Here is a 21,559-nt window from a genome sequence, read left to right on the forward strand (position 1 = left end):
ATGAAAAAGATACTTTTTGTACGTCCCGACAGCCGCGAGGATGGGACCATTGCATGGTGCGAATCCGGGAGCCAGCAGGTCAATACGCTCCACGGCATGGCGGCCCTGTCGACGCTTGCGGACCATCCGCTGGCGTCGCGCGTCTGTCTGCTGTTACCCGCCGGTGAGACGATCTTCCGCCACTTCTCCCTGCCAAAGAAAGGGCTCAGCGCCCAGGCGACGCCATTCTCGTGGATGGCCGAGGAGACGCTGATCGGTGACGTCGACGACCTGCACTGGACGGTGTTGAGCAAAAAAGGAGATGAAGTGGATGCTGTCGCCATTGATGGTCGGCGCTTGCGCAACTGGCTCACCCGCTTTGAGCAGGCCGGGCTGAAGGTCGTTCAGGCCCTGCCTGACGCCTGGCTGCTGCCGGTCGTGGAAGGCGGAAGCACGCTGGTTGCGCTGGATGAGAGCTACTGGCTGCGCTTTTCACCGGCCAGCGCCTGTGAAGCCGACGCCTCGCTGCTGCCGCTGCTGATGGCGAAATCTCAGCCGGGGATGGTGCGCTGCTATGGCGAGGCGCCTGCCGGAATTGCGGTGGATGAATCCTTACCCTGGCAGCACCCGTTAGTGCTGATCCAGCCGCAGTGGCAGAACTGCCGGGCCAATGTGCTGCACGGCGAGTTTCATCCCCGCGGCGCACGGGGCGGTGCCTCCAAAGGCATGAAAGGGGCAATGGTTGCCCTGGCGCTGCTCAGCGTCGGATTGCTGCTGGGGCCGAGACTGGCGATGGCCCTGCTGCTGGTGCACCAGGAAAACCAGCTGCAACAGGAGATCGCCACGGTCTATCAGTATCATTTCCCCAGCCTTCGCCAGCAAAGCAATATTAAGTATCACTTTGGTCAGAACCTGAAGAAGGTTAACAAAGGCGTCTTTCTGCAAATGGCGGATCTGAACAAAGCGAAGCAGGCGGTTCCGGGTATAGAAATTAACCTGCTGGATTATGACGGTGCGCAAAACCGCTGGACGCTCAGCGCCAGCAGCCAGAACAGCGCATCGCTGCAGGCGTTCATTCAGCAGAGCAGTGCGGATTTCAACTTTTCGCTGCAGCCGGTTTCAACGGCCGCGCCCTTTACCGCCATGATCACGGGGAAACACAAATGAAAGAGCGTGTCGCACAGCTTAAAGCGCGGTATCAGAATTACTCTGCCCGTGAAAAGGTGCTGATGAAATTCTACGCCGCGGCGCTGGGCTGCGCCGTCGTCTATTACGGCGGCATGGTTCCGCTGGATAATATGATTAAAAATAGCCAGTCAACGCTGAAGCGCCAGAGAGATACCCTTAACTGGATGCGTAGCGAAATCGATAAAAACCATCTCCAGGTGCAGCAATTAACAACCGACAATCCGCGTAGCGTGGTGGAAAACAGCGCAAAGCAAATAAAGCTGCCGCTAAATGATGTGCGTCAGGAGGGGCAGACGTTATCGTTCATTGTGCCCCGGATGGAGATCAATGAGCTGAAGAACTGGTTGCGCGAAATTAACGCCACCTCAGGGATCAAACTGGAGAAAATAAAGCTGACTCCTGTCGACCACCAGCGTGACGTCAGGGCAGAGATCCAGCTTAGCTGGAAAAAAACGGCATGACGGCTTTCGTCCTGTTCAGAGAGAGCAGCCCGGGCCTGTTCAGCCTGATGAGCGCCGTTTTTGGCGCAATTATCGGCAGCTTTCTCGGCGTGGTAGCAGAGCGGATCCCGCCGATGCTGCTTGAAGATGAGGCCGGGATTAACTTACTCGTTCCGGGCTCGCACTGCCCGGCGTGCCAGCATGATTTGGCCTGGTGGCAAAATATCCCACTGGTAAGCTGGTTGGCGCTACGGGGGCGCTGCCACTACTGCGGCAGCGCTATCCCATTGCGTTTATGGTTACTTGAAGCCTTTACCTTCCTCTTTTTTGGCACCACCGCCTGGTCTATGCCAGACCTTGCCGGGCTCTTTTCCCTCTGGCTGTTGAGCGCCTTTTTGCTGCCGCTCGCCCTCATCGATGGGCGGCATCTGCTGCTGCCGGACTGCCTGACACAACCGCTGCTGTGGGCCGGGCTGCTGGTCCACCTTATCAGCCCGACGCTGCCTCTGCGCGATGCCATTATCGGCGCCGTGGCGGGTTACCTCTCTCTCTGGCTTGTCTACTGGACGTTTCGCCTGATGACCGGTCGCGAAGGTCTGGGTTACGGTGATTTCAAGCTGCTGGCCGCGCTGGGCGCCTGGTGCGGCTGGCAGGCGCTGCCTGATGTACTGTTACTGGCGTCGTTAACCGGCATTGCCGGACATCTCCTCTTTATTAAAGCGGATCAAAAAGCCGCGCACATTCCTTTTGGCCCGGCACTGGCGGTCGGAGGCGTTATTACCTTTATTTTGCAAAATTATTCACTCATCCCCTAATTAAATCTGTCAATTATATTTTGAGATTTTTTCGACAAGGGAAAGAGGTGAGTAATCATTTTTTTGCTAATACTATCTTCGTTGTAAACCGCATGTGACGTTAATTTTATAATTAAGATTAACTGAAAATATTAAAAACATTTTAAGTCATTATGTATTTAATTTTTTTTAAATCCATGTTGGTTTTATTTCATGTTTAAGGAAGACATGTTTTTTAAAGTTCACGTAGAGTTATTAGGATATGAAAATGAATTTCTTTAAGCCTAAATACCTGGCGCTTTTTGTTGCAGCGGCAACCAGCCCTGTATTTGCAGCCGTTCCAGGTGTGCCATCATTGACCAGCGGCAACGACAAGTTTGCTATTGTTGAAGTTGACCAGGCCGCGCAGGACTATAACTCTCTGGTAAAAGTTCACGATGGCGCAGACGTTAAAGTTGAGTGGAATGTCTGGAGTGGTGATGCTCCAACCTCGGCAAAAGTGCTGCTGGATGGTAAGGAAGTCTGGTCTGGCGCGAGCGGCGCGACAGGCTCCGCCACCTTTAAGGTGAAAAAAGGGGGGCGTTACCAGGAGCAGGTTCAGGTATGTAATGACAGCGGCTGTAGCACCAGCGCCAGCAAACTGATCATTGTGGCGGATACCGACGGTAGCCACCTGCTGCCATTAAACACCACGCTTCATGAGAACAACAAAGCGTTCGCCAAACATACCGATAAAGTGGTTGCGGCCTATTTCCCTGAGTGGGGCGTATACGACCGTAACTTCACCGTGGATAAAATCCCGGTTGCCAACCTGAACCACATTCTTTACGGCTTCATTCCAATTTGCGGTGGCGATGGCATCAACGACAGCGCTAAATCTTCCGGCGCGCTGGAATCCCTGAAACGCGCCTGTGCTGGCCGTCAGGACTACACCGTCGCCATTCATGACCCGTGGGCTGCGCTGCAAAAACCACAGCAGGGTGTGACCGGCTGGGACGAACCGTACAAAGGCAACTACGGCCAGCTGATGGCGATGAAAAAAGCCAATCCAAACCTGAAGATCCTGCCTTCCGTGGGCGGCTGGACCCTGTCCGATCCCTTCTTCCAGATGGACAACAAAGTGCTGCGCGACCGTTTCGTCGGCTCAGTTAAAGAGTTCCTGAAAACCTGGAAAGTGTTTGATGGCGTGGATATCGACTGGGAATTCCCGGGCGGCGGTGGCGAGAATGCCAAACTGGGCAACCCGCAGACCGACAAAGCCACCTATACCGCACTGATGCACGATCTGCGCGCCATGCTGAACGAGCTGTCTGCTGAGACTGGCCGTACTTACGAGCTGACCACCGCTATCGGCGCCGGTAGAGATAAGATTGAAGATGTCGATTACACCACTGCACAGCAGTACATCGACCATATCTTCCTGATGAGCTACGACTACTATGGCGCATGGAGTAACACCGAACTGGGTCACCAGGCGGCGCTGTACGGTGCTTCCTGGAAACCAGATACCAACTACACCACCGATAACGCCGTGAAAGCGATGCTGGATCAGAAAGTACAGCCGGGCAAAATCGTAGTGGGTGCAGCGATGTACGGTCGCGGCTGGACCGGCGTACACGGCTACACCGGCGACAATCCATTCACCGGCACCGCGACTGGCGCAATTCCGGGTACCTGGGAAGCGGGTATCATTGACTACCGCGTGATTGCCAATCAGATGAAAGGCAAGCCAGGCTGGGAGTACAAATATGACAGCGCGGCAGAAGCGCCTTACCTGTTCAACAAAGCCACCGGCGAGCTGGTGAGCTATGACGACGCCCGTTCGGTTGCGGCGAAAGGCAAGTACGTACTGGACAAAAACCTCGGCGGTCTGTTCGCATGGTCTATTGAATCCGATAACGGCGATATCCTGAACGCCATGAACGAAAGCCTGTTGGGCAACGGTTCCTCTTCTGACGAGCCAGCGAACACCAACCACGCGCCTGTGGCGACCGCTGCTGACCAGACCGTGACCGGTCCGGTGACCGTCACGCTGGATGGTTCTGCTTCTTCCGACCAGGATGGCGATGCGCTGACCTACAAGTGGACGCAGATTTCCGGAACCACGGTGAATATCGCGAACAGCACCTCCGCGAAAGCCACCTTTAGCGTTCCGGCTGTGACCAGCGACCATACCATGGCCTTCCGTCTGACCGTGACCGATGCGAAAGGGCTCTCCAGCACCGTGAACGTCCAGGTCGTCAACAAAGCGCCTAAAGCGAACCAGGCTCCGGTGGTTAACCCAATGCAGGCCGTCACCCTGGAAGCGGGTCAGACGCAGTCCCTGCATGTCCAGGCATCCGATCCAGATGGCGATGCGCTGACCTATAGCTGGAGCGTACCGGCAGAGATGAATGCTACCGGTATCAATACCTCAAGCGTGCGTATCACTGCGCCGGAGGTGACCTCCGAGTCCAGCTACTCCCTGAGCGTAGTGGTCGGCGATGGCAAAGAGAGCGTGCACTCAACCGTGCAGGTTAACGTCACGCCAAAAGCGTCTGAGCCAGCCGATGATGTCACGCCGCCTGCGGATGACGTCACGCCACCAGCTGATGAAGACACTCCTCCGTCCGACGAAGGGGCAACCGGTAGCTGTGATAAGCCTGTCGATGCCAACGCCAGCAAATATGCTGCGTGGAGCAGTAGCAAGGTCTACAACACTGGCGATACCGTTAGCTTCGACCATCTGGTCTGGAAAGCGAAGTACTGGACTCAGGGCAACCAGCCTGGCTTTGGCGAGGGAGCATGGGAACTGGTCAGCAAAGTGAAGTTCAGCTGGCAACCAGAAATGGTTTATAACGGCGGCGACACGACCACTTATGAAGGTTTCGTTTACCGTGCGAAGTGGTGGACCCGTGGTGATAACCCAGCCAACAGCGATGTATGGGTGAAAGAAGGCGCAGCAGCAGACTGCAAATAATCGTCCTTCTCTGAGATGGCGGGCGCGATCTTTGCCCGCCATCAATGACCGCGCTTCACCGCGCGGTCAGTCCATCAGCGTCGGCCAGGTGAAGAGATGAAACGCGTTATTTTTCTGTTGTTGTTAATCAGTCAGGGGGCATTAGCCAACTGCTGGAATTCTGCCGGGAAATATTACCATGTCGATCCCTGGTTATTATTTGCCATTGCGGACGTGGAGTCCGGCCTCAATCCGAACGCGGTCGGTTATAACCACGACGGCTCCCGGGATGTCGGTCTGATGCAAATAAATAGTACGCATTTTGCTGAGCTGGAAAAAAAAGGCATTGATGAATACCGGTTAATAACGGAGCCCTGCACCTCTATTATGGTTGGCGCTTCTATTCTCTCCGGCATGATTAACGTTTACGGCTATAACTGGGAGGCGGTCGGCGCCTATAACGCGGGACTGAAACCGGAGAATTATCCCCAGCGCAGGATTTACGCCAGAAAAGTCTGGGCGAAATATCAAAGAATAAAACGGATGTCACAGTACCGATAATCAGTTTTTTTTGAAGAATATCTTACGAGTGTTCTTCAGAAAGAAAAGGTTGCTGTCCCGGATTTATTTATTAAAGGGTTAATACATAAATCGAGTTCGTATTGCTTATTATCGTTTTTAAAAGGAACAACGTAGATGAATAAAAGGACATTGCTGAGCATTCTGGTCGCGGGGGCGTGTGTTGCGCCAGTAATGGCACAGGCAAACATGCTCAAGGCGGAAAGCAGTGAACCCTACACGATGAAAGCCAGCGATCTGGCAAAAAAAGAGCAGGCGTTAACGGATTTTCCGCTGATGAAGTCGGTCAAGGCGACAATCCGCACCCTGGATAACGCCCTGGTGGAGCAGATTGAGCCGGGTAAGGCGACCAATCCAGATAACGTGAAGCGTGTTGAAAGCATTCTGAAGGAGAGCGACTGGGAGTATCTGTTCCCGCTGCGCGCCAAAGAGTACAGCTACAGCAACTTCCTGAAAGCGGTGGGTAAATTCCCGGCGCTGTGCGATACCTACACCGATGGCCGCGACAGCCTGGCGATTTGCCGTAAAGAGCTGGCGACCATGTTTGCACACTTCGCGCAGGAGACCGGCGGGCATGAATCCTGGCGTCCGGAAGCCGAATGGCGTCAGGCGCTGGTATACGTTCGCGAAATGGGCTGGAGCGAAGGCCAGAAGGGCGGCTATAACGGCGAATGCAACCCGGATGTCTGGCAGGGACAGACCTGGCCGTGCGGCAAAGACAAAGACGGCGATTTCCTGAGCTACTTTGGCCGCGGCGCCAAGCAGCTCTCCTACAACTATAACTACGGTCCGTTCTCGGAAGCGATGTTTGGCGACGTCCGCACGCTGCTGGACAAACCGGAGCTGGTTGCCGATACCTGGCTGAACCTGGCGAGCGCCATCTTCTTCTTCGCCTACCCGCAACCGCCGAAGCCGAGCATGCTGCAGGTTATCGACGGCACCTGGCAGCCAAACGATCACGACAAAGCTAACGGCCTGGTACCGGGCTTCGGCGTGACCACCCAAATCATTAACGGCGGCGTGGAATGTGGCGGCCCGACGGAAATTGCCCAGTCGGAAAACCGGATCAAATACTACAAAGAGTTCGCCAACTACCTGAAAGTGCCGGTTCCGGAAAATGAAGTCCTGGGCTGCGCCAACATGAAGCAGTTTGATGAAGGCGGCGCCGGTGCCCTGAAAATTTACTGGGAACAGGACTGGGGATGGAGCGCAGATACGCCAGACGGCAAAACCTACGCCTGTCAGCTGGTGGGTTATCAGACGCCATTCAGTGCCTTTAAAGAGGGCGACTACACCAAGTGCGTGCAGAAGTTCTTTAACGTGAATATCGTCAATGACGATGGCTCTGCGGTTAACCCGAGCGATAACACGCCTGCGGACAATACCCCGGCAGACAATACGCCAGCGGATAATACTCCGGCTGACAACACCCCGGCTGACAATACGCCAGCAGATGAGACGCCAGCTGTGACTAACCATGCGCCGGTTGCGGTCATTTCCGGCCCGGTTGGGGCGGTTGACGCGGGTGCCCAGGTCTCCCTGAGCGCGGAAGGCTCCACTGACGAAGATGGCAACAAACTGACCTACACCTGGCGTTCCCAGGACGGCCAGACCGTCTCCGGTGAAGACAAAGCGGTAGTGACCTTTACTGCGCCTGAGGCGGCAACGGCTCAGCAGATTGAAGTGAGCCTGACCGTCAGCGATGGCGAACTGAGCGACACCACGACTTACCTGCTGAACGTGAAAGCGAAAGCGCAGACCCCGTCAGGTGACGAAGGCTCAGACACTTACGCGGCGTGGAGCGCCAACAACAAGTACAACGCAGGGGATATTGTGAACAACCACGGTAAACTCTTCCAGTGCAAGCCGTTCCCGTACAGCGGCTGGTGTAACAGCACCCCGGCTTACTATGAACCAGGCGTTGGCCTGGCATGGGCAGACGCCTGGACCGCGCTTTAATAGCAAAACGGCAACCTCAGGGTTGCCGTTTTTTTCTCTGCCGCGCGCCGGGCTGTTAGCGATGTAACTTCCCGTGATCCCGCAGCCAGGCCGCGGTGCGCACAATCCCCTCATCCAGCGTCACCAGCGGCTTATAGCCCAGCTCACTCTCAGCGCGTTGTGTATCGAGGGTAAAATCAAAGTTCAGTTTCGACACCCCGTAGTGCGTCAGCATCGGCTCTTTGGCAGCCTTATTGCCCAGCCGCTCCATGCTGCGGGCAATAATATCCAGCATCGGGTAGGGCACGGAGCGGATCCGGCAGTGAATGTTCAGCTCGTCGATCAGCTTTTGCACAATGCTGCGCAGCGAGCGTGGCTCGCCGTTGGTGATGTTGTATGCCCGGCCGGATGGCAGCCCGTCGCACTCACGTTGGCTGGCCAGCCACATGGCATGAATGGCATTGTCGTAATAGGTCATGTCCACCAGCGCATCCCCGCCGCGCGGCAACAACACGCTGCCGTAGTGGTGCATCATCTGCGCCAGGCGCGGAATAAACACTTTGTCGTGCGGGCCAAACAGGCTCTGCGGACGCAAAATGGTAAAACGGGTGTGCGGGTTAGACTGCGCCAGCAGATCGATTACCTCTTCGCTGGCGGCTTTACTGCGGGCAAATTCGCAGGCGAAGCGCGCCGGACGGAAATCTTCCTGGATATCGCGATGGTGGTGATAGTCGAAATAGAGCGACGGCGAGGAGATATGCACGAAGTTGCGCACGCCCCAGGCCACAGCCCACTCACCCAGACGGCGGGTGGCGCGCACGTTTGCCAGGTCGAACGCTTCCTGGGTTCCCCAGGGTGAGGTAAAGCTGGAGCAGTGCCACAGCGTATCGATTCCGGCCAGCATCACTTTTGCCTGGGAAGAGACCAGTTCCGTCAGGTCGGCATGGACAAACTCTGCGCCCATTTTTTGCAGCAATTTACCCATCGCTTCATTACGACCGGTGGCCCGGACGCTGACGCCTTTATTGCGCAAAAACTCCACCGCATTGCGGCCTAAGCCGCTGGTGGCGCCGGTAACCAGTACCTTCATATCGATCCACTGTATTGAAAGAATTTCGTGCGCATTCTTCCGTGAATTACGACTGTATGCAATGGGAAACGTGAAAGATTCAGAGTTTTAATTACTCTTTTTCTCTGTTTTGTTCTGCCAGAAAAACAATACGCCGGGCCATTCCCCGGAAGATAAACAGGTGCGCCGGGATCATCAGCAGCCAGTAGAACAGACCTGGCATGCCGTGCGGATGCCACCAGGCGCGCACGTCCAGCTCCCGGTGGTCGCCTTTGTCCTTGAGCGTAAAGCACAACCGCCCGAGGCCGGGGGCTTTCATGCCAAACAGCAGCGCCAGCTGCTTTTCAGGTTCAACGATAATTACCTTCCAGCTGTCAACGGTATCGCCTGTTTGCAAATATGGCGCAGCCGGACGGCCTTTCGCCAGCTTATGCCCGACGAGCCGATCCATCATCGCCCGGGTTTGCCACAGTGCGTTGCCAAAGAAGTAGCGCTCTTTACCGCCGATCTGGTTCACCACTTCCCACAGGGCGCTGAGGCTGGCGGTGGTTTTCACCGTGCATCCGGCCTGTTTCGGGTAGTAACCATATTCCGGACGCCAGCGGGCGAACGCCTGGGCGTCGTAGCCCCAGTCGCTGGAGTTCACCAGCTTCTCCTCTTCTTTCAGCGTGTTACGAACCGCGTCATCGAAGGGGATCAGCGTTTGCGGGATCAGGTTGCGCAGCGCGCGATCGTCCGCCAGCAGATCGTGTTTCAGACCCTGGATTAACGCTTTGGCAATGGTCGGCGGCACGGAGGTAATCACATTTAAAAACCACACTGAGATCCAGCGGGTCGGGAAAGGAATGGGGATCAGCGGGCGACGACGGCCACTTACCCGCATAAAATGCTCAAACTGCTGCTGATAGCTCAACACCTCGGGTCCGGCGGCCTCCAGCACCCGGTGCTGCGTGGCCGGGTGGTTGAGAAGCTCCACCATATAGTGCAGCAGGTTCTCCAGCGCAATCGGCGTGGTGCGGGAGCGGACCCAGCGCGGCGGGGTCAGCACCGGCAGGTTATAGACCATATCGCGCATCACTTCGAAGGCGGCAGAACCGGCGCCAACGATGATCCCGGCCCGCAGTTCGGTAAGCGGGATCCCAGCGCTGCGCAGGATATCGGCGGTAAGTTGCCGGGCGCGCAGATGGTCGGACTGCTCATGCGCCGGTGCCTGTAACGAACTGAGAAAGATAATCTGCTTAACCGGGTGTTCCAGCAGCACGTCGCGCACGTTCATCGCAACCTGCCGCTCGTGGGCGATAAAGTCCCCCCCTTCGCCCATGCTGTGTACCAGATAGTAAAGGGTATCCACCCCCTCCAGCAGCGCCGCCAGCGTCTGCGGCCAGTTGAGGTCGATAGCATGGCAGGTGACGTGGGGCAGGGCCTGCTTTTGCAGACGTTCAATGCTGCGTGCCGCAGCCCGGACCTGATGCCCGTGTGCGCTCAGGGCGGCCACCAGATGTTGACCGATATACCCGCTGGCACCCAGCACCAGAATACGTTGCGGCACGTGGACTCCTTAGCGCTGCAAAAATGCCTGCCAGTGGGCAACCACGTCTGTCAGCTGCTCGCGGTTAACGTCGAGATGCATCACCAGACGCACCACCGGCGAGGCGTTAATCAGCACGCCGCGCGCCTTCATAAACTCGCCTAATGCTGCGGCATGTTCCTCTCCGACGCGGACAAAGAGCATGTTGGTGTCGTGACGCATCACGTCGGCGCCGATCTCGCGCAGCTGCGCAGCCATCCACGCGGCGTTGTCGTGATCGTCCTTCAGGCGGGCTACGTTATTTTTCAGGGCGTACAGACCCGCCGCGGCGAGGATCCCGGCCTGGCGCATGCCGCCGCCGGTCATTTTGCGCCAGCGGTTGGCGCGCTTGATGTAGTCGGCGTTGCCCACCAGCAGGGAGCCCACCGGCGTGCCCAGCCCTTTGGAGAGACAAATGGTGAACGAGTCGCAATATTGCGTAATCGCTTTCAGCTCGCAGCCATACTCCACCACGGCGTTGAAGATGCGCGCGCCGTCGACGTGCAGCCCCAGTTTACGCTCGCGGGTAAACTCCCACGCCGCTTTCAGGTAGTCGCGCGGCAGCACTTTGCCGTTATGGGTGTTTTCGAGGCTGAGCAGTCTGGTGCGGGCGAAGTGAATGTCGTCGGCTTTGATTTTAGCCGCCACCTTGTCCAGCGGCAGGGTGCCGTCTGCGGCGGCATCGATCGGCTGGGGCTGAATGCTGCCCAGCACCGCCGCGCCGCCCGCTTCGTACAGGTAGTTATGCGCCCCCTGGCCGACGATATACTCTTCGCCGCGCTCGCAGTGGCTGAGCAGGGCCACCAGGTTCGCCTGGGTGCCGGTGGGCAGGAACAGGGCGGCCTCGTGGCCGCTCAGTTCGGCGGCATAGCGCTGAAGTTCGTTAACGGTGGGGTCATCGCCATAGACGTCGTCCCCGACCGGCGCGGCCAGCATCTCCTTGAGCATGGCCTGCGTCGGGCGGGTTACGGTATCGCTACGTAAATCAATCATTTCACATCCCTATAGTTTAAAAGGTGATGTGAAATGTTTTACCTGAGCCAGTTGGTTTTTGCCAGCTCCAAAACTTCGTCACCGCGGCCACTGATAATGGCGCGCAGCATATACAGACTAAAGCCCTTCGCCTGTTCCAGTTTGATCTGCGGCGGAATAGCCAGCTCCTCTTTGGCCACCACCACATCCACCAGCACCGGGCCGTCGGTGGCAAAGGCGCGCTGCAAGGCCTCATCCACCTCTGAGGCTTTCTCCACGCGAATACCGGTAATGCCGCAGGCTTCGGCGATGGCGGCGAAGTTGGTGTCGTGCAGATCCGTACCGTCGGTCAGATAGCCGCCCGCTTTCATCTCCATCGCCACAAAGCCCAGCACGCTGTTGTTAAAGACGATGATTTTGATCGGCAGTTTCATCTGCGCCACTGAAAGGAAGTCGCCCATCAGCATGCTGAAGCCGCCGTCGCCGCACATCGCCACCACCTGACGGTCCGGCGCGGTGGCTTTCGCCCCCAGCGCCTGCGGCATGGCGTTGGCCATTGAGCCGTGGTTAAACGACCCCAGCAGGCGGCGCTTGCCGTTCATTTTCAGGTAACGCGCCGCCCAGACGGTGGGGGTACCCACGTCGCAGGTAAAGATGGCATCCTCGTCGGCGTAACGACTGATCTGCTGGGCCAGATACTGCGGGTGCAGCGCTTTATCGCTGGGTTTCGCCTTGTCATCCAGCCCTTTGCGGGCATCGCGATAATCGCTCAGGGCTTTATCCAGGAAGGTGCGATCGGTCTTCTCCTCCAGCAGCGGCATGAGTGCGCTCAGGGTCGCCTTGATGTCGCCCACCAGCGCCATATCCACTTTGCTGTGCGCCCCGATGCTGGCGGGGTTAATGTCGATCTGGATAATTTTGGCGTCGGTGGGGTAAAACGCGCGATAGGGGAACTGGGTGCCGAGCAGCACCAGGGTGTCGGCATTCATCATGGTGTGGAACCCGGAGGAGAAGCCAATTAGCCCGGTCATCCCCACGTCGTAGGGGTTATCGTACTCCACATGCTCTTTCCCGCGCAGGGCGTGAACAATCGGCGCCTTCAGGGTGCCGGCAAATTCCAGCAGCTCCTCGTGGGCCCCGGCGCAGCCGCTGCCGCACATCAGGGCGATATTGCTGGAGTAGCGCAGCAGCTGGGCCAGTTTTTTCAGCTCCGCGAGGGCGGGCGTCACCACCGGCTGGGGCGCGGGATACCAGTGGGTACTGGCACTTTCCGGCGCCGCCTGCAGCGCCACGTCGCCTGGTAGCACAATCACCGAAACGCCGCGCTTCAGAATGGCGTTGCGCATCGCCAGGGCCAGCACCTGGGGGATCTGCTCAGGGGAGGAGACCAGTTCACAGTAGTGGCTGCATTCACGGAACAGCTCCTGCGGATGCGTCTCCTGAAAATAGCCGCTGCCAATCTCGCTCGACGGAATGTGCGCGGCGATAGCCAGCACCGGGACATGATTACGGTGACAATCAAACAGACCGTTGATCAGGTGCAGGTTGCCAGGCCCGCACGAGCCCGCACAGACCGCCAGCTCTCCGGTAAGTTGGGCTTCGGCCCCGGCGGCGAACGCGGCGACCTCCTCATGGCGGGTCGGCATCCATTCGATGGTGCCCATTCGGTTCAGGCTGTCGCTCAGACCGTTGAGGGAATCCCCGGTAACACCCCAGATCCGTTTTACCCCGGCCTGTTCCAGCATTTTCGCAATATAGTTCGCCACGGTTTGTTTCATGGTAGTCCATCTCCTGAATGTGATAACGCTTTCAAGCTTAGATGAAACTGACCGGCATGCCCGCGGAATCCCCCTTATTAATAGTTGCTTTCACTGTGCAACATTTCGTCATATTGTGGTATGAGTTTAGTTAAAAATGGAGTTAATTCAGATGGTTAAATCATTGTTACTTGCTGTTAATAAAACGCTAACGCACGAAGATTTCGGCAGATTGTTGCTGCGCCTGGCGGTAGGGGGGTTGATGCTGTTTCATGGCCTGCATAAGGCTATCGACGGGGTCGGGGGGATTGCAGGCATGCTGGTGGCAAAAGGGCTGCCGGGCTTTATCGCCTGGGGCGTGCTGATGGGGGAAGTGGTGGCGCCGATCCTGATTATTCTCGGCATTCTCACCCGTCCGGCGGCGCTGATATTAGCGTTCACCATGGTGGTGGCGTGGCTGATGGTAGGCACCGGGAAAACCTTCGCGCTGGATGCGGTAGGGGCATGGGCGATTGAGAGTCTGGTCTATTTCTTTGTGGGGGCGCTGGCGGTGGCATTTTTGGGGGCAGGGCGGTTTGCGGTGGTCAGCGATCCGGCGTGGAAGTAATTCCTCTGCGGCGGTAATGCCGGGCGGCACTGCGTTTGCCCGGCCTACGGTTCACGCTCTTTTGTAGGCCCGGCAAGCGTAGCGCCACCGGGCGTTTTTTCAGGCCAGCACCAGATCCCCCTGCGGATGGCAGGAGCAGGCCAGCACATAGCCTTCCGCCACTTCGGCATCCGTCAGCGTCATGGTGCTGGTAACGGTATAGTTCCCGTCCACCACTTTTGTTTTACAGCAGCCGCACACGCCTGCACGACAGGCAGCCACCACCGGCACGTTATTGCTCTCCAGCGCCTCCAGCAGCGTGCTGCCCACGCGGCCAAAGAAGGTTTGCGCAGGCTGCAGTTTGGTGATCTTCAATCCGCTGGTGGCGGCTTCCGCGACCGGGGTAAAGAACTGCTCTTTAAAGAAGCGGGTCACGCCCAGGGCCTTCACCTCTTCTTCAACGATTGCCATATAGGGCGCCGGACCACAGGTCATCACCGTGCGGGAGGCGATGTCCGGTACGCTTTGCAGCAGTTCGCGACTCAGGCGACCGGCGACAAACCCCTCTGTAGCGTTGTTTTCTGCCACCAGGGTAACCGGATAGTGACGCCATTCGTCTGCAAAAATGACATCCTGCGGCGAGCGCACGCTGAAGATCACCGCCACGTCAGCCTGCGGGCGATTCTTCGCCAGCCAGCGCCGCATCGACATCACCGGCGTGACGCCGCAGCCGGCGGCCAGCAGCAGGAATTTGTCGTCCGGCTTATCGTCGCAGGTAAAATCTCCCTGCGCGTCAGAGAGCCAGATGTAATCCCCACGCTTCACCTCACCTGTCAGCCACTGTGAGCCCGCCCCCTCATCAATGCGACGAACCGTCAGCGTAATGTACTCGCTGATGCCCGGCGTCGAGGAGATCGTGTACGCCCGCAGCGTCTCTGCGGAGTGACGCACGCTGACCAGCGCATACTGCCCGGCACGGTAAGGATAATAGTCGTGGCACAGCAGCGAAATCGTCCAGACATCCGGCGTTTCCTGTTGGATGTGGTGCACCTGCATCCGCCATGGGCACTGATGGGTTGGCATCGTCATACGTTTACTCCTTACGCGCTCAGCAGTTGCTTCATATCTTCTTCAACGGTGGTCACGGAACGCAGACCGAACTTCTCGTTGAGAACCGCCAGCAGATCCGGGGTAAAGAAGCCAGGCGCCGTCGGGCCGGTGACGATGTTTTTCACGCCCAGCGAGAGCAGGGTCAGCAGGATCACAATCGCTTTCTGCTCGAACCAGGAGAGCACCAGCGACAGCGGCAGATCGTTTACGCCGCAGCCCAGTTTTTCCGCCAGGGTGACCGCGAGGATGATGGCTGAGTAGGCATCGTTACACTGACCGGCATCGATCAGGCGCGGCAGCCCTTCGATATCCCCGAACTCCAGCTTGTTGAAGCGGTACTTACCGCAGGCCAGGGTCAGGATGAGGCAGTCGTCCGGCACGCTGGTGGCGAAGTCGGTGAAGTAGTTACGTTCCCCGCGCGCGCCGTCGCAGCCGCCCACCAGGAAGATGTGACGCAGTTTTTCGCGGCTCACCAGGTCAATCAGGGAATCCGCCGCACCCAGCAGGGTCTGGCGACCGAAACCGACGGTGATCAGGTGCGGAATTTCGCTGTAGGGGAAGCCCGCCATCTGCTGGGCCTGGGCAATCACCGGACCAAAATCGTCGCCTTCGAGGTGGCTCACGCCCGGCCAGCCGACGATGCTGCGGGTCCAGATGCGGTCATCGTAGGCACCCACCGTCGGGTCGATGATGCAGTTCGAGGTCATCACGATAGGGCCCGGGAAGCGGGCGAATTCCACCTGCTGGTTCTGCCAGCCGCTGCCGTAGTTCCCGATCAGATGTTTGAATTTACGCAGTTCCGGGTAGCCGTGGGCGGGCAGCATCTCACCGTGGGTGTAGACGTTAACGCCGGTGCCATCGGTCTGCTCCAGCAGGTTGTAGAGATCTTTCAGGTCGTGACCGGAGATCAGGATGCATTTGCCTTCGGTTGCTTTGACGTTGACCTGCGTCGGGGTTGGGTGGCCATATTTGGTGGTTTCACCGGCATCCAGGATGCTCATCACTTTGAAGTTCATCTGGCCGATCTCCATGGAACACTCCAGCAGGGCGTTCATGTCGGAAGGCCAGGTGCCGAGCCACGCCATAATTTTGTGGTACTGGGCGTAGATGTCGTTGTCGTACTGATCCAGAACGTGGGCGTGCTCCATATAGGCCGCGGCGCCTTTCAGGCCGTACAGGCAGAGCAGACGCAGGCCGAGAATGTTCTCGCCAATCGCCGCTTTGTCTTTGTTCGGGGTAAATTCAGCCGCCTGGCGCTGCAGATCGCCGAGGTCGTCGCTGACCAGCTGCAAATCGGCCATCGGGTTATCGACCTGGGCGCTGGCATCCACATTCAGGCACTGCGCTTTGAGGGCTTCACGCAGGGCGATGGCTTCGCGGGCGTAGCCCACAATGCGCGGGGAGTCGAAGTTCACGTTAGTCAGGGTAGAGAAAAACGCGCGCGGGGCGAAGTGATCAACGTAGTGGTCGATAATGCCATATTCCCGGGCTTTAACTGCCCAGGCGGATAAACCCTGCAGGGAGGCGATCAGTAAATCCTGCAGATCGGAGGTTTCTGCGGTTTTACCGCACATGCCCTGTGCGTAAGAGCAGCCGTTGCCAGCTGGGGTACGGATGGTTTGTTCACATTGCACACAAAACATAATCACACCTGTTAAAGTTATATTTAATATACATGTTTAAGATTATGCCTGTGGCGATACGGTGGGAAGCGCTTTTTGCCACAAAGTAGAGGGATATTGATTTAGCGCAATTTTGGCGGCAGCAGGCTACCGCCAAAGAAGTATCAGGCTGAGAAGAACGCCATCATGACGGGCACCAGCAGGCTTAAAATAAAGCCGTGAACGATGGCGGCAGGTACCATCTCCAGCCCGCCCGAGCGTTGCAGCACCGGCAGGGTGAAATCCATCGAGGTGGCACCGCACAGCCCCAGCGCCGTGGAACGACTGCGGCGCACCAGACCGGGGATCAGCATGATGGCGATCAGCTCGCGCCCCAGATCGTTAAAGAAGGCGGCGCTGCCAATGACCGGACCGAAAGACTCGGTTAACAGAATGCCGGAAAGCGAATACCAGCCAAAACCGGAGGCCATCGCCAGGGCAGTATTCAGCGGCAGGTCGAGAATAAAGGCGTTAATCACCCCGCCAATCAGCGAACTGCCCACCACCACCACCGCCACTATCATGCCGCGACGGTTGAGAACGATCTGTTTTAAGGTCATGCCATTATTTCGCAGCTGAATACCAATAAGGAACAGCAGGAAGATCAGGGTATATTCACTGGCCTCGGTGGCGTGTTGTAAAAAAGAGAATCCTGTCAGCCCCAGCAGAAAACCGAGCACCACCACGCCGCATAATTTTAATGACTCCAGCGCCATGGCAATACGTGAAGGCAATTTTTCCTGATGGTGATGGTTTTTCCACGGAATAGCGCGCTCCAGCCAGAACAGGGCCGCGATATTACAGAGCAAAATAATGGCCATCGTAATAATGGAGTAGTGCAGGATAGAGAGCAAATTGGTGGCAAGATTATCGAGGAAGGCGAGGCTGATCCCCATAAAAAAGAGAATGACGTAGACAATTCCGCTCAAAAGTCGGTTGATCAGTTTTAACGCTGACAGCTGATGAAGAGGAATGAGATAGCCCACGATCAGTGGGAGCAGAATGATTAAGAGTCCTGAAAACATGAACAACCGGTCCTGTATATGAGTGGCGCTGTGACACTACCCAATTCAGACGGTTCAGTAAAGATGAAAACAGTGCCGGGCGGCGCTTCGCTTGCCCGGCCTACGAAATGCTGTCCCGTAGGCCGGGTAAGGCGAAGCCATCACCCGGCGCCACAACGCGCGCACGCTTAATCGCGTTTTTCCAGCAGGGTGCGGTACAGCACGCCGCCAATAATACCGCCGATAATCGGCATCACCCAGAACAGCCACAGCTGTTGCAGTGCCCAGCCGCCCTGGAAGATGGCTACCGCTGTGCTGCGCGCCGGGTTAACAGAGGTGTTGGTCACCGGAATGCTGATCAGGTGGATCAGGGTCAGCGCCAGGCCAATCGCAATCGGCGCGAAACCGGCCGGGGCGTGTTTATCCGTTGCGCCGTGGATCACCAGCAGGAAGCCCGCAGTCAGCACAATTTCAATCACGATGGCAGAGAGCATGGAGAAACCGCCCGGGGAGTGTTCGCCAAAGCCGTTTGAGGCAAAGCCGCTGGCCGCAGCATCAAAGCCCGCTTTACCGCTGGCAATAACATACAAAATAGCGGCAGCAATAATTCCACCAATGACCTGGGCAATAATATAGCCAGCAACCTCTTTTGCCGGAAAACGGCCGCCGGCCCACAACCCTAATGTTACCGCCGGGTTAAAGTGACCGCCGGAAATATGCCCCACGGCATACGCCATCGTTAAAACCGTTAAACCAAAGGCCAGCGAAACGCCGACAAAACCAATTCCCAGTTCCGGGAACCCTGCTGCCAGGACGGCGCTACCGCAGCCACCAAATACCAACCAGAATGTCCCAAAACATTCCGCTGCTAATTTTCTGAACATAACCACCTCAAAGAAAAAATGAGCGCAATCCTGCGCCATTGTTATTTATCGCCAAAACAAGCGACGATTTTTAAAACGCCACTATTCTAAAAATGAATATTCCCCCTCACCAGTTAAATAAATACGGTAAGTTTGATGTAGGGCAATGTGTTGCGCTTCCTTGCTAAATTATGGCGAGTAAAGCAGAGTTACATTTTCGGCAGCAAGAGTATGCGGCGGAAATCGTTATTACAAATGAAACTGTCTGGTTAAATTCTTAATTTTCCCTTCTGGCAATCATTATTCCGCCGACGATGGAGTGTCCGTCCGGGCCCGCTGGCGTTATACTCCTGATAACTTAAAGGAAAAAGTTCATTTCTCCCGGAGGGTACATGTTGCTAGAGCGTGTGGAAATCGTGGGGTTTCGCGGCATTAACCGTCTGTCGCTGATGCTTGAGCACAACAACGTGCTGATCGGAGAAAACGCCTGGGGTAAATCGAGCCTGCTGGACGCCCTGACGTTGCTGCTATCGCCGGAATCCAGTCTGTACCATTTTGTCCGGGAAGATTTCTGGTTCCCCCCCGGCGATCTGCAGGGGCGTGAACACCATCTGCATATTATCCTTACCTTTCGTGAAAGCGAGCCGGGGCGCCATCGCGTTCGCCGCTATCGTCCTCTTGCCGATTGCTGGGTGCCCTGTGATGATGGCTATCGGCGCATTTTTTATCGTCTGGAGGGGGAGCTTGCCAGTGATGACAGTGTGCTGACCCTGCGCGGTTTTCTCGATACTGACGGCCAGGTCCTGCCGCTGGAGGATATCGACGAACGGGCGCGCCATCTGGTCCGTCTGATGCCGGTGCTGCGCCTGCGTGATGCCCGCTTTATGCGCCGCATCCGCAACGGTACCGTCCCCGACATGCCTGATGTGGAGGTCACCGCCCGGGAGCTGGACTATCTGGCCCGGGAACTGGTCGCCCGCCCGCAAAACCTGACCGACGGCCAGATCCGCCAGGGGCTGTCGGCAATGGTACAGCTGCTGGAGCACTACTTCTCCGAACAGGGCACCTCCCCGGTGCGCAACCGGCTGATGCGGCGGCGCTCCCATGACGAGCAACGCAGCTGGCGTTATCTCGATATCATCAACCGGATGATCGACCGTCCCGGCGGCCGCTCGCACCGGGTGATCCTGCTGGGGCTCTTCTCCACGTTGTTGCAGGCCAAAGGCACCGTCCGGCTGGACCGGGATGCCCGTCCGCTGCTGCTGGTGGAAGATCCCGAGACGCGCCTGCACCCAATCATGCTCTCGGTGGCCTGGCACCTGCTGAATCTGCTGCCGTTGCAGCGCATCACCACCACCAACTCCGGCGAACTGCTGTCGCTAACACCGGTCGAGCACGTCTGCCGTCTGGTGCGTGAGTCGTCGCGCGTCTCGGCTTACCGCCTGGGTCCGGGGGGCATGAATGCGGAAGACAGTCGCCGTATCGCCTTCCATATTCGCTTCAACCGCGCCTCCTCGCTGTTTGCCCGCTGCTGGCTGCTGGTGGAAGGGGAGACCGAAACCTGGGTGATTAACGAGCTGGCCCGTCAGTGTGGGCACCACTTTGATGCCGAGGGCATCAAAGTGATCGAGTTTGCCCAGTCGGGCCTGAAACCGCTGATTAAATTTGCCCGGCGGATGGGCATCGAATGGCATGTGCTGGTGGATGGTGACGAAGCGGGTAAGAAATATGCCGCGACCGTGCGCGGGCTGATCAATAACGATCGGGAGGAGGAGCGCGAGCACCTGACGGCGCTGCCCGCCATGGACATGGAACACTTCATGTACCGGCAGGGCTTTTCCGATGTCTTTCACCGGGTGGCGATGATCCCGGACGACGTCCCGATGAACATGCGGCGGGTGATCATGAAGGCCATTCACCGTTCCTCGAAACCCGATCTGGCGATTGAGGTGGCGATGGAGGCTGGTCGTCGCGGCGTGGAGGCGGTGCCCACGCTGTTACGGAAGATGTTCTCCCGCGTGCTGTGGCTGGCACGCGGGAGGGCGGACTAGCGGCGGGTCGCCTGGTTGACCTGATCGATCAGGCTGTCCAGCAGGGTAAACCGGCGGCGGTACTCGGCGCGTTTTTTGCTGGCGATCTCCTCCATCGGTTTGCGCGGCATGGCGAGCGGCAGCCTGAAGTTGCCCTCGCTGCCGCGCTCCCCGCCCAGCGACAGCCAGAAACTGTCGTAGTCGGCCAGCAGTTTCCCCTCTTTTTTCTTGCGATAGCGCCAGCTGCGATAAATATGGGTGCTGTTGCTGACGGCGATAATCTGCTCCACGGCCAGGGCGCTGCCGAGCGTCATGGCGGCTTCCACCAGCAAACGTTTCGGGAACAGGCCGTGACAGGCTTTGGTGGCACTCTGAATCGCCTCGTGCGGCACAAAGGCTTTTGCCCCCTGCATCCCGCCGATAAACAGCGTCGGGGTGCCGTTAACCTGACACAGCGTAAAGGTCATCTCCGCCAGCACCGTCTGCTGTTCGTCGCAAAACGCCAGCGTCGCTTCGCCCTCTTTATCGAGGAAGGCATCAGCGCACAGACGCAGGGTAAAGGCGCGATCGTCTTTCCCGGTCAGGGTCAGTAACGTGACCCCCTCCCGGGAGAGATAGCCGTTCATCAGCGCGGCCGGGAGCCGGCTCTGCAGGGTCTGATAGTGCCAGTTCAGCGCCTGGAGCGTTTGCTGGCGATTCATCGCCACCGAGAGCCACGGGCGATGCAGGCGGCAGGGCAGTCCCGGCTGGGCCTGTAACAGTTGCAGCAGTTGCGGCTGTTTTGTCAGGCTTGCCAGCAGACGTGCAGTGCTGAACGGCGTCATCAGCGAGCGCAGCATAAACTTGCGGCGATAGGCCGGATTACGCCAGGCAAGGCCGGGGGTTAATGTCCCGGAGGCCAGATGCTGAAATAGCTGCCAGGCTGATTTAGGTTGCTGCTGATGTGAATAAGATGACTCTGCGATGGAGGACATAATAGATACCGGTCTTGTTGCCAGGCCTTTATTTCAGCAGGGGTTTTATCAACCTCTCCTCAACAACTTTCACGCGCCACGAAAAGCAGGGGTTTCGTTGAGGCGCGGTT

17 protein-coding genes are annotated in these 21,559 nt (G+C 57.5%); 8 read left to right on the forward strand and 9 right to left on the reverse strand.

Annotated features, from left to right (window positions below; all coding sequences use genetic code 11):
- From gspL to WFM46_RS02170, 6 genes are all read left to right on the forward strand, one after another.
- Entirely contained in the window at positions 1-1,146 is a 1,146-nt protein-coding gene (gene gspL / locus WFM46_RS02145; RefSeq protein ID WP_336996985.1) for a type II secretion system protein GspL, read from the forward strand.
- Complete coding sequence (locus WFM46_RS02150; RefSeq protein ID WP_336996986.1) at positions 1,143-1,628, forward strand: type II secretion system protein M; 486 nt, start codon at positions 1,143-1,145, stop codon at positions 1,626-1,628. The genes gspL and WFM46_RS02150 overlap by 4 nt, the downstream gene beginning before the upstream one ends.
- The gene (locus WFM46_RS02155) at positions 1,625-2,422 is read left to right on the forward strand and encodes a prepilin peptidase (RefSeq protein ID WP_336996987.1); all 798 of its coding nucleotides are present in this window, start codon (positions 1,625-1,627) and stop codon (positions 2,420-2,422) included. Before WFM46_RS02150 ends, WFM46_RS02155 begins: the two co-directional genes overlap by 4 nt.
- Positions 2,423-2,669: 247 nt before the next feature.
- The gene (locus WFM46_RS02160) at positions 2,670-5,360 is read left to right on the forward strand and encodes a glycosyl hydrolase family 18 protein (protein WP_336996988.1); all 2,691 of its coding nucleotides are present in this window, start codon (positions 2,670-2,672) and stop codon (positions 5,358-5,360) included.
- Between the two features lie 96 nt (positions 5,361-5,456).
- The gene (gene iagB, locus WFM46_RS02165; protein ID WP_180209127.1) at positions 5,457-5,900 is read left to right on the forward strand and encodes a type III secretion system invasion protein IagB; all 444 of its coding nucleotides are present in this window, start codon (positions 5,457-5,459) and stop codon (positions 5,898-5,900) included.
- 135 nt (positions 5,901-6,035) lie between these two features.
- Positions 6,036-7,877 carry a glycoside hydrolase family 19 protein gene (locus WFM46_RS02170; protein ID WP_336996989.1) on the forward strand — a complete coding sequence of 614 codons (1,842 nt, stop codon included), beginning with the start codon at positions 6,036-6,038 and terminating at the stop codon, positions 7,875-7,877.
- Positions 7,878-7,932: 55 nt separating this feature from the next.
- Here the strand turns inward: WFM46_RS02170 and WFM46_RS02175 are convergent, their stop codons facing one another.
- The 4 genes from WFM46_RS02175 to poxB form a co-directional block, all read right to left on the reverse strand.
- Positions 7,933-8,946 carry an NAD-dependent epimerase/dehydratase family protein gene (locus tag WFM46_RS02175; RefSeq protein ID WP_103178888.1) on the reverse strand — a complete coding sequence of 338 codons (1,014 nt, stop codon included), beginning with the start codon at positions 8,944-8,946 and terminating at the stop codon, positions 7,933-7,935.
- 91 nt (positions 8,947-9,037) lie between these two features.
- On the reverse strand, positions 9,038-10,474 hold the full coding sequence (locus WFM46_RS02180) for an SDR family oxidoreductase (protein WP_159339218.1): 1,437 nt from the start codon (positions 10,472-10,474) through the stop codon (positions 9,038-9,040).
- Between the two features lie 9 nt (positions 10,475-10,483).
- Positions 10,484-11,485, reverse strand: coding sequence for a low-specificity L-threonine aldolase (gene ltaE / locus WFM46_RS02185; protein WP_336996990.1), 1,002 nt, complete (start codon positions 11,483-11,485; stop codon positions 10,484-10,486).
- Positions 11,486-11,523: 38 nt separating this feature from the next.
- Positions 11,524-13,242 (reverse strand): ubiquinone-dependent pyruvate dehydrogenase, encoded by a 1,719-nt coding sequence (gene poxB / locus WFM46_RS02190; RefSeq protein ID WP_103823407.1) that lies wholly within the window; start codon positions 13,240-13,242, stop codon positions 11,524-11,526.
- Between the two features lie 151 nt (positions 13,243-13,393).
- Between poxB and WFM46_RS02195 the strand changes: the two genes are divergently transcribed.
- Positions 13,394-13,828, forward strand: a complete 435-nt coding sequence (locus WFM46_RS02195; RefSeq protein ID WP_156654197.1) for a DoxX family protein — start codon at positions 13,394-13,396, stop codon at positions 13,826-13,828.
- Between the two features lie 99 nt (positions 13,829-13,927).
- Here the strand turns inward: WFM46_RS02195 and hcr are convergent, their stop codons facing one another.
- The 4 genes from hcr to aqpZ form a co-directional block, all read right to left on the reverse strand.
- Positions 13,928-14,896 (reverse strand): NADH oxidoreductase, encoded by a 969-nt coding sequence (hcr, locus tag WFM46_RS02200; RefSeq protein WP_336996991.1) that lies wholly within the window; start codon positions 14,894-14,896, stop codon positions 13,928-13,930.
- 11 nt (positions 14,897-14,907) lie between these two features.
- Complete coding sequence (gene hcp, locus WFM46_RS02205; RefSeq protein WP_336996992.1) at positions 14,908-16,560, reverse strand: hydroxylamine reductase; 1,653 nt, start codon at positions 16,558-16,560, stop codon at positions 14,908-14,910.
- A 143-nt stretch (positions 16,561-16,703) separates the two neighbouring features.
- Positions 16,704-17,603, reverse strand: coding sequence for a LysO family transporter (locus WFM46_RS02210; protein WP_180209133.1), 900 nt, complete (start codon positions 17,601-17,603; stop codon positions 16,704-16,706).
- Positions 17,604-17,770: 167 nt separating this feature from the next.
- A complete protein-coding gene (aqpZ, locus tag WFM46_RS02215; RefSeq protein WP_156654199.1) occupies positions 17,771-18,466 on the reverse strand; it encodes an aquaporin Z in 696 nt (231 codons plus the stop codon).
- 371 nt (positions 18,467-18,837) lie between these two features.
- Here aqpZ and WFM46_RS02220 point away from each other — a divergent pair, with 371 nt between their 5' ends.
- Positions 18,838-20,496, forward strand: coding sequence for an ATP-dependent endonuclease (locus WFM46_RS02220; protein ID WP_336996993.1), 1,659 nt, complete (start codon positions 18,838-18,840; stop codon positions 20,494-20,496).
- Here the strand turns inward: WFM46_RS02220 and WFM46_RS02225 are convergent.
- Complete coding sequence (locus tag WFM46_RS02225; protein ID WP_336996994.1) at positions 20,493-21,449, reverse strand: VirK/YbjX family protein; 957 nt, start codon at positions 21,447-21,449, stop codon at positions 20,493-20,495. The two genes, WFM46_RS02220 and WFM46_RS02225, sit on opposite strands and share 4 nt — an antisense overlap.
- Between the last annotated feature and the right edge of the window lie 110 nt (positions 21,450-21,559).

This window comes from Leclercia sp. M50 (assembly GCF_037150775.1).
GTDB lineage: Bacteria > Pseudomonadota > Gammaproteobacteria > Enterobacterales > Enterobacteriaceae > Enterobacter.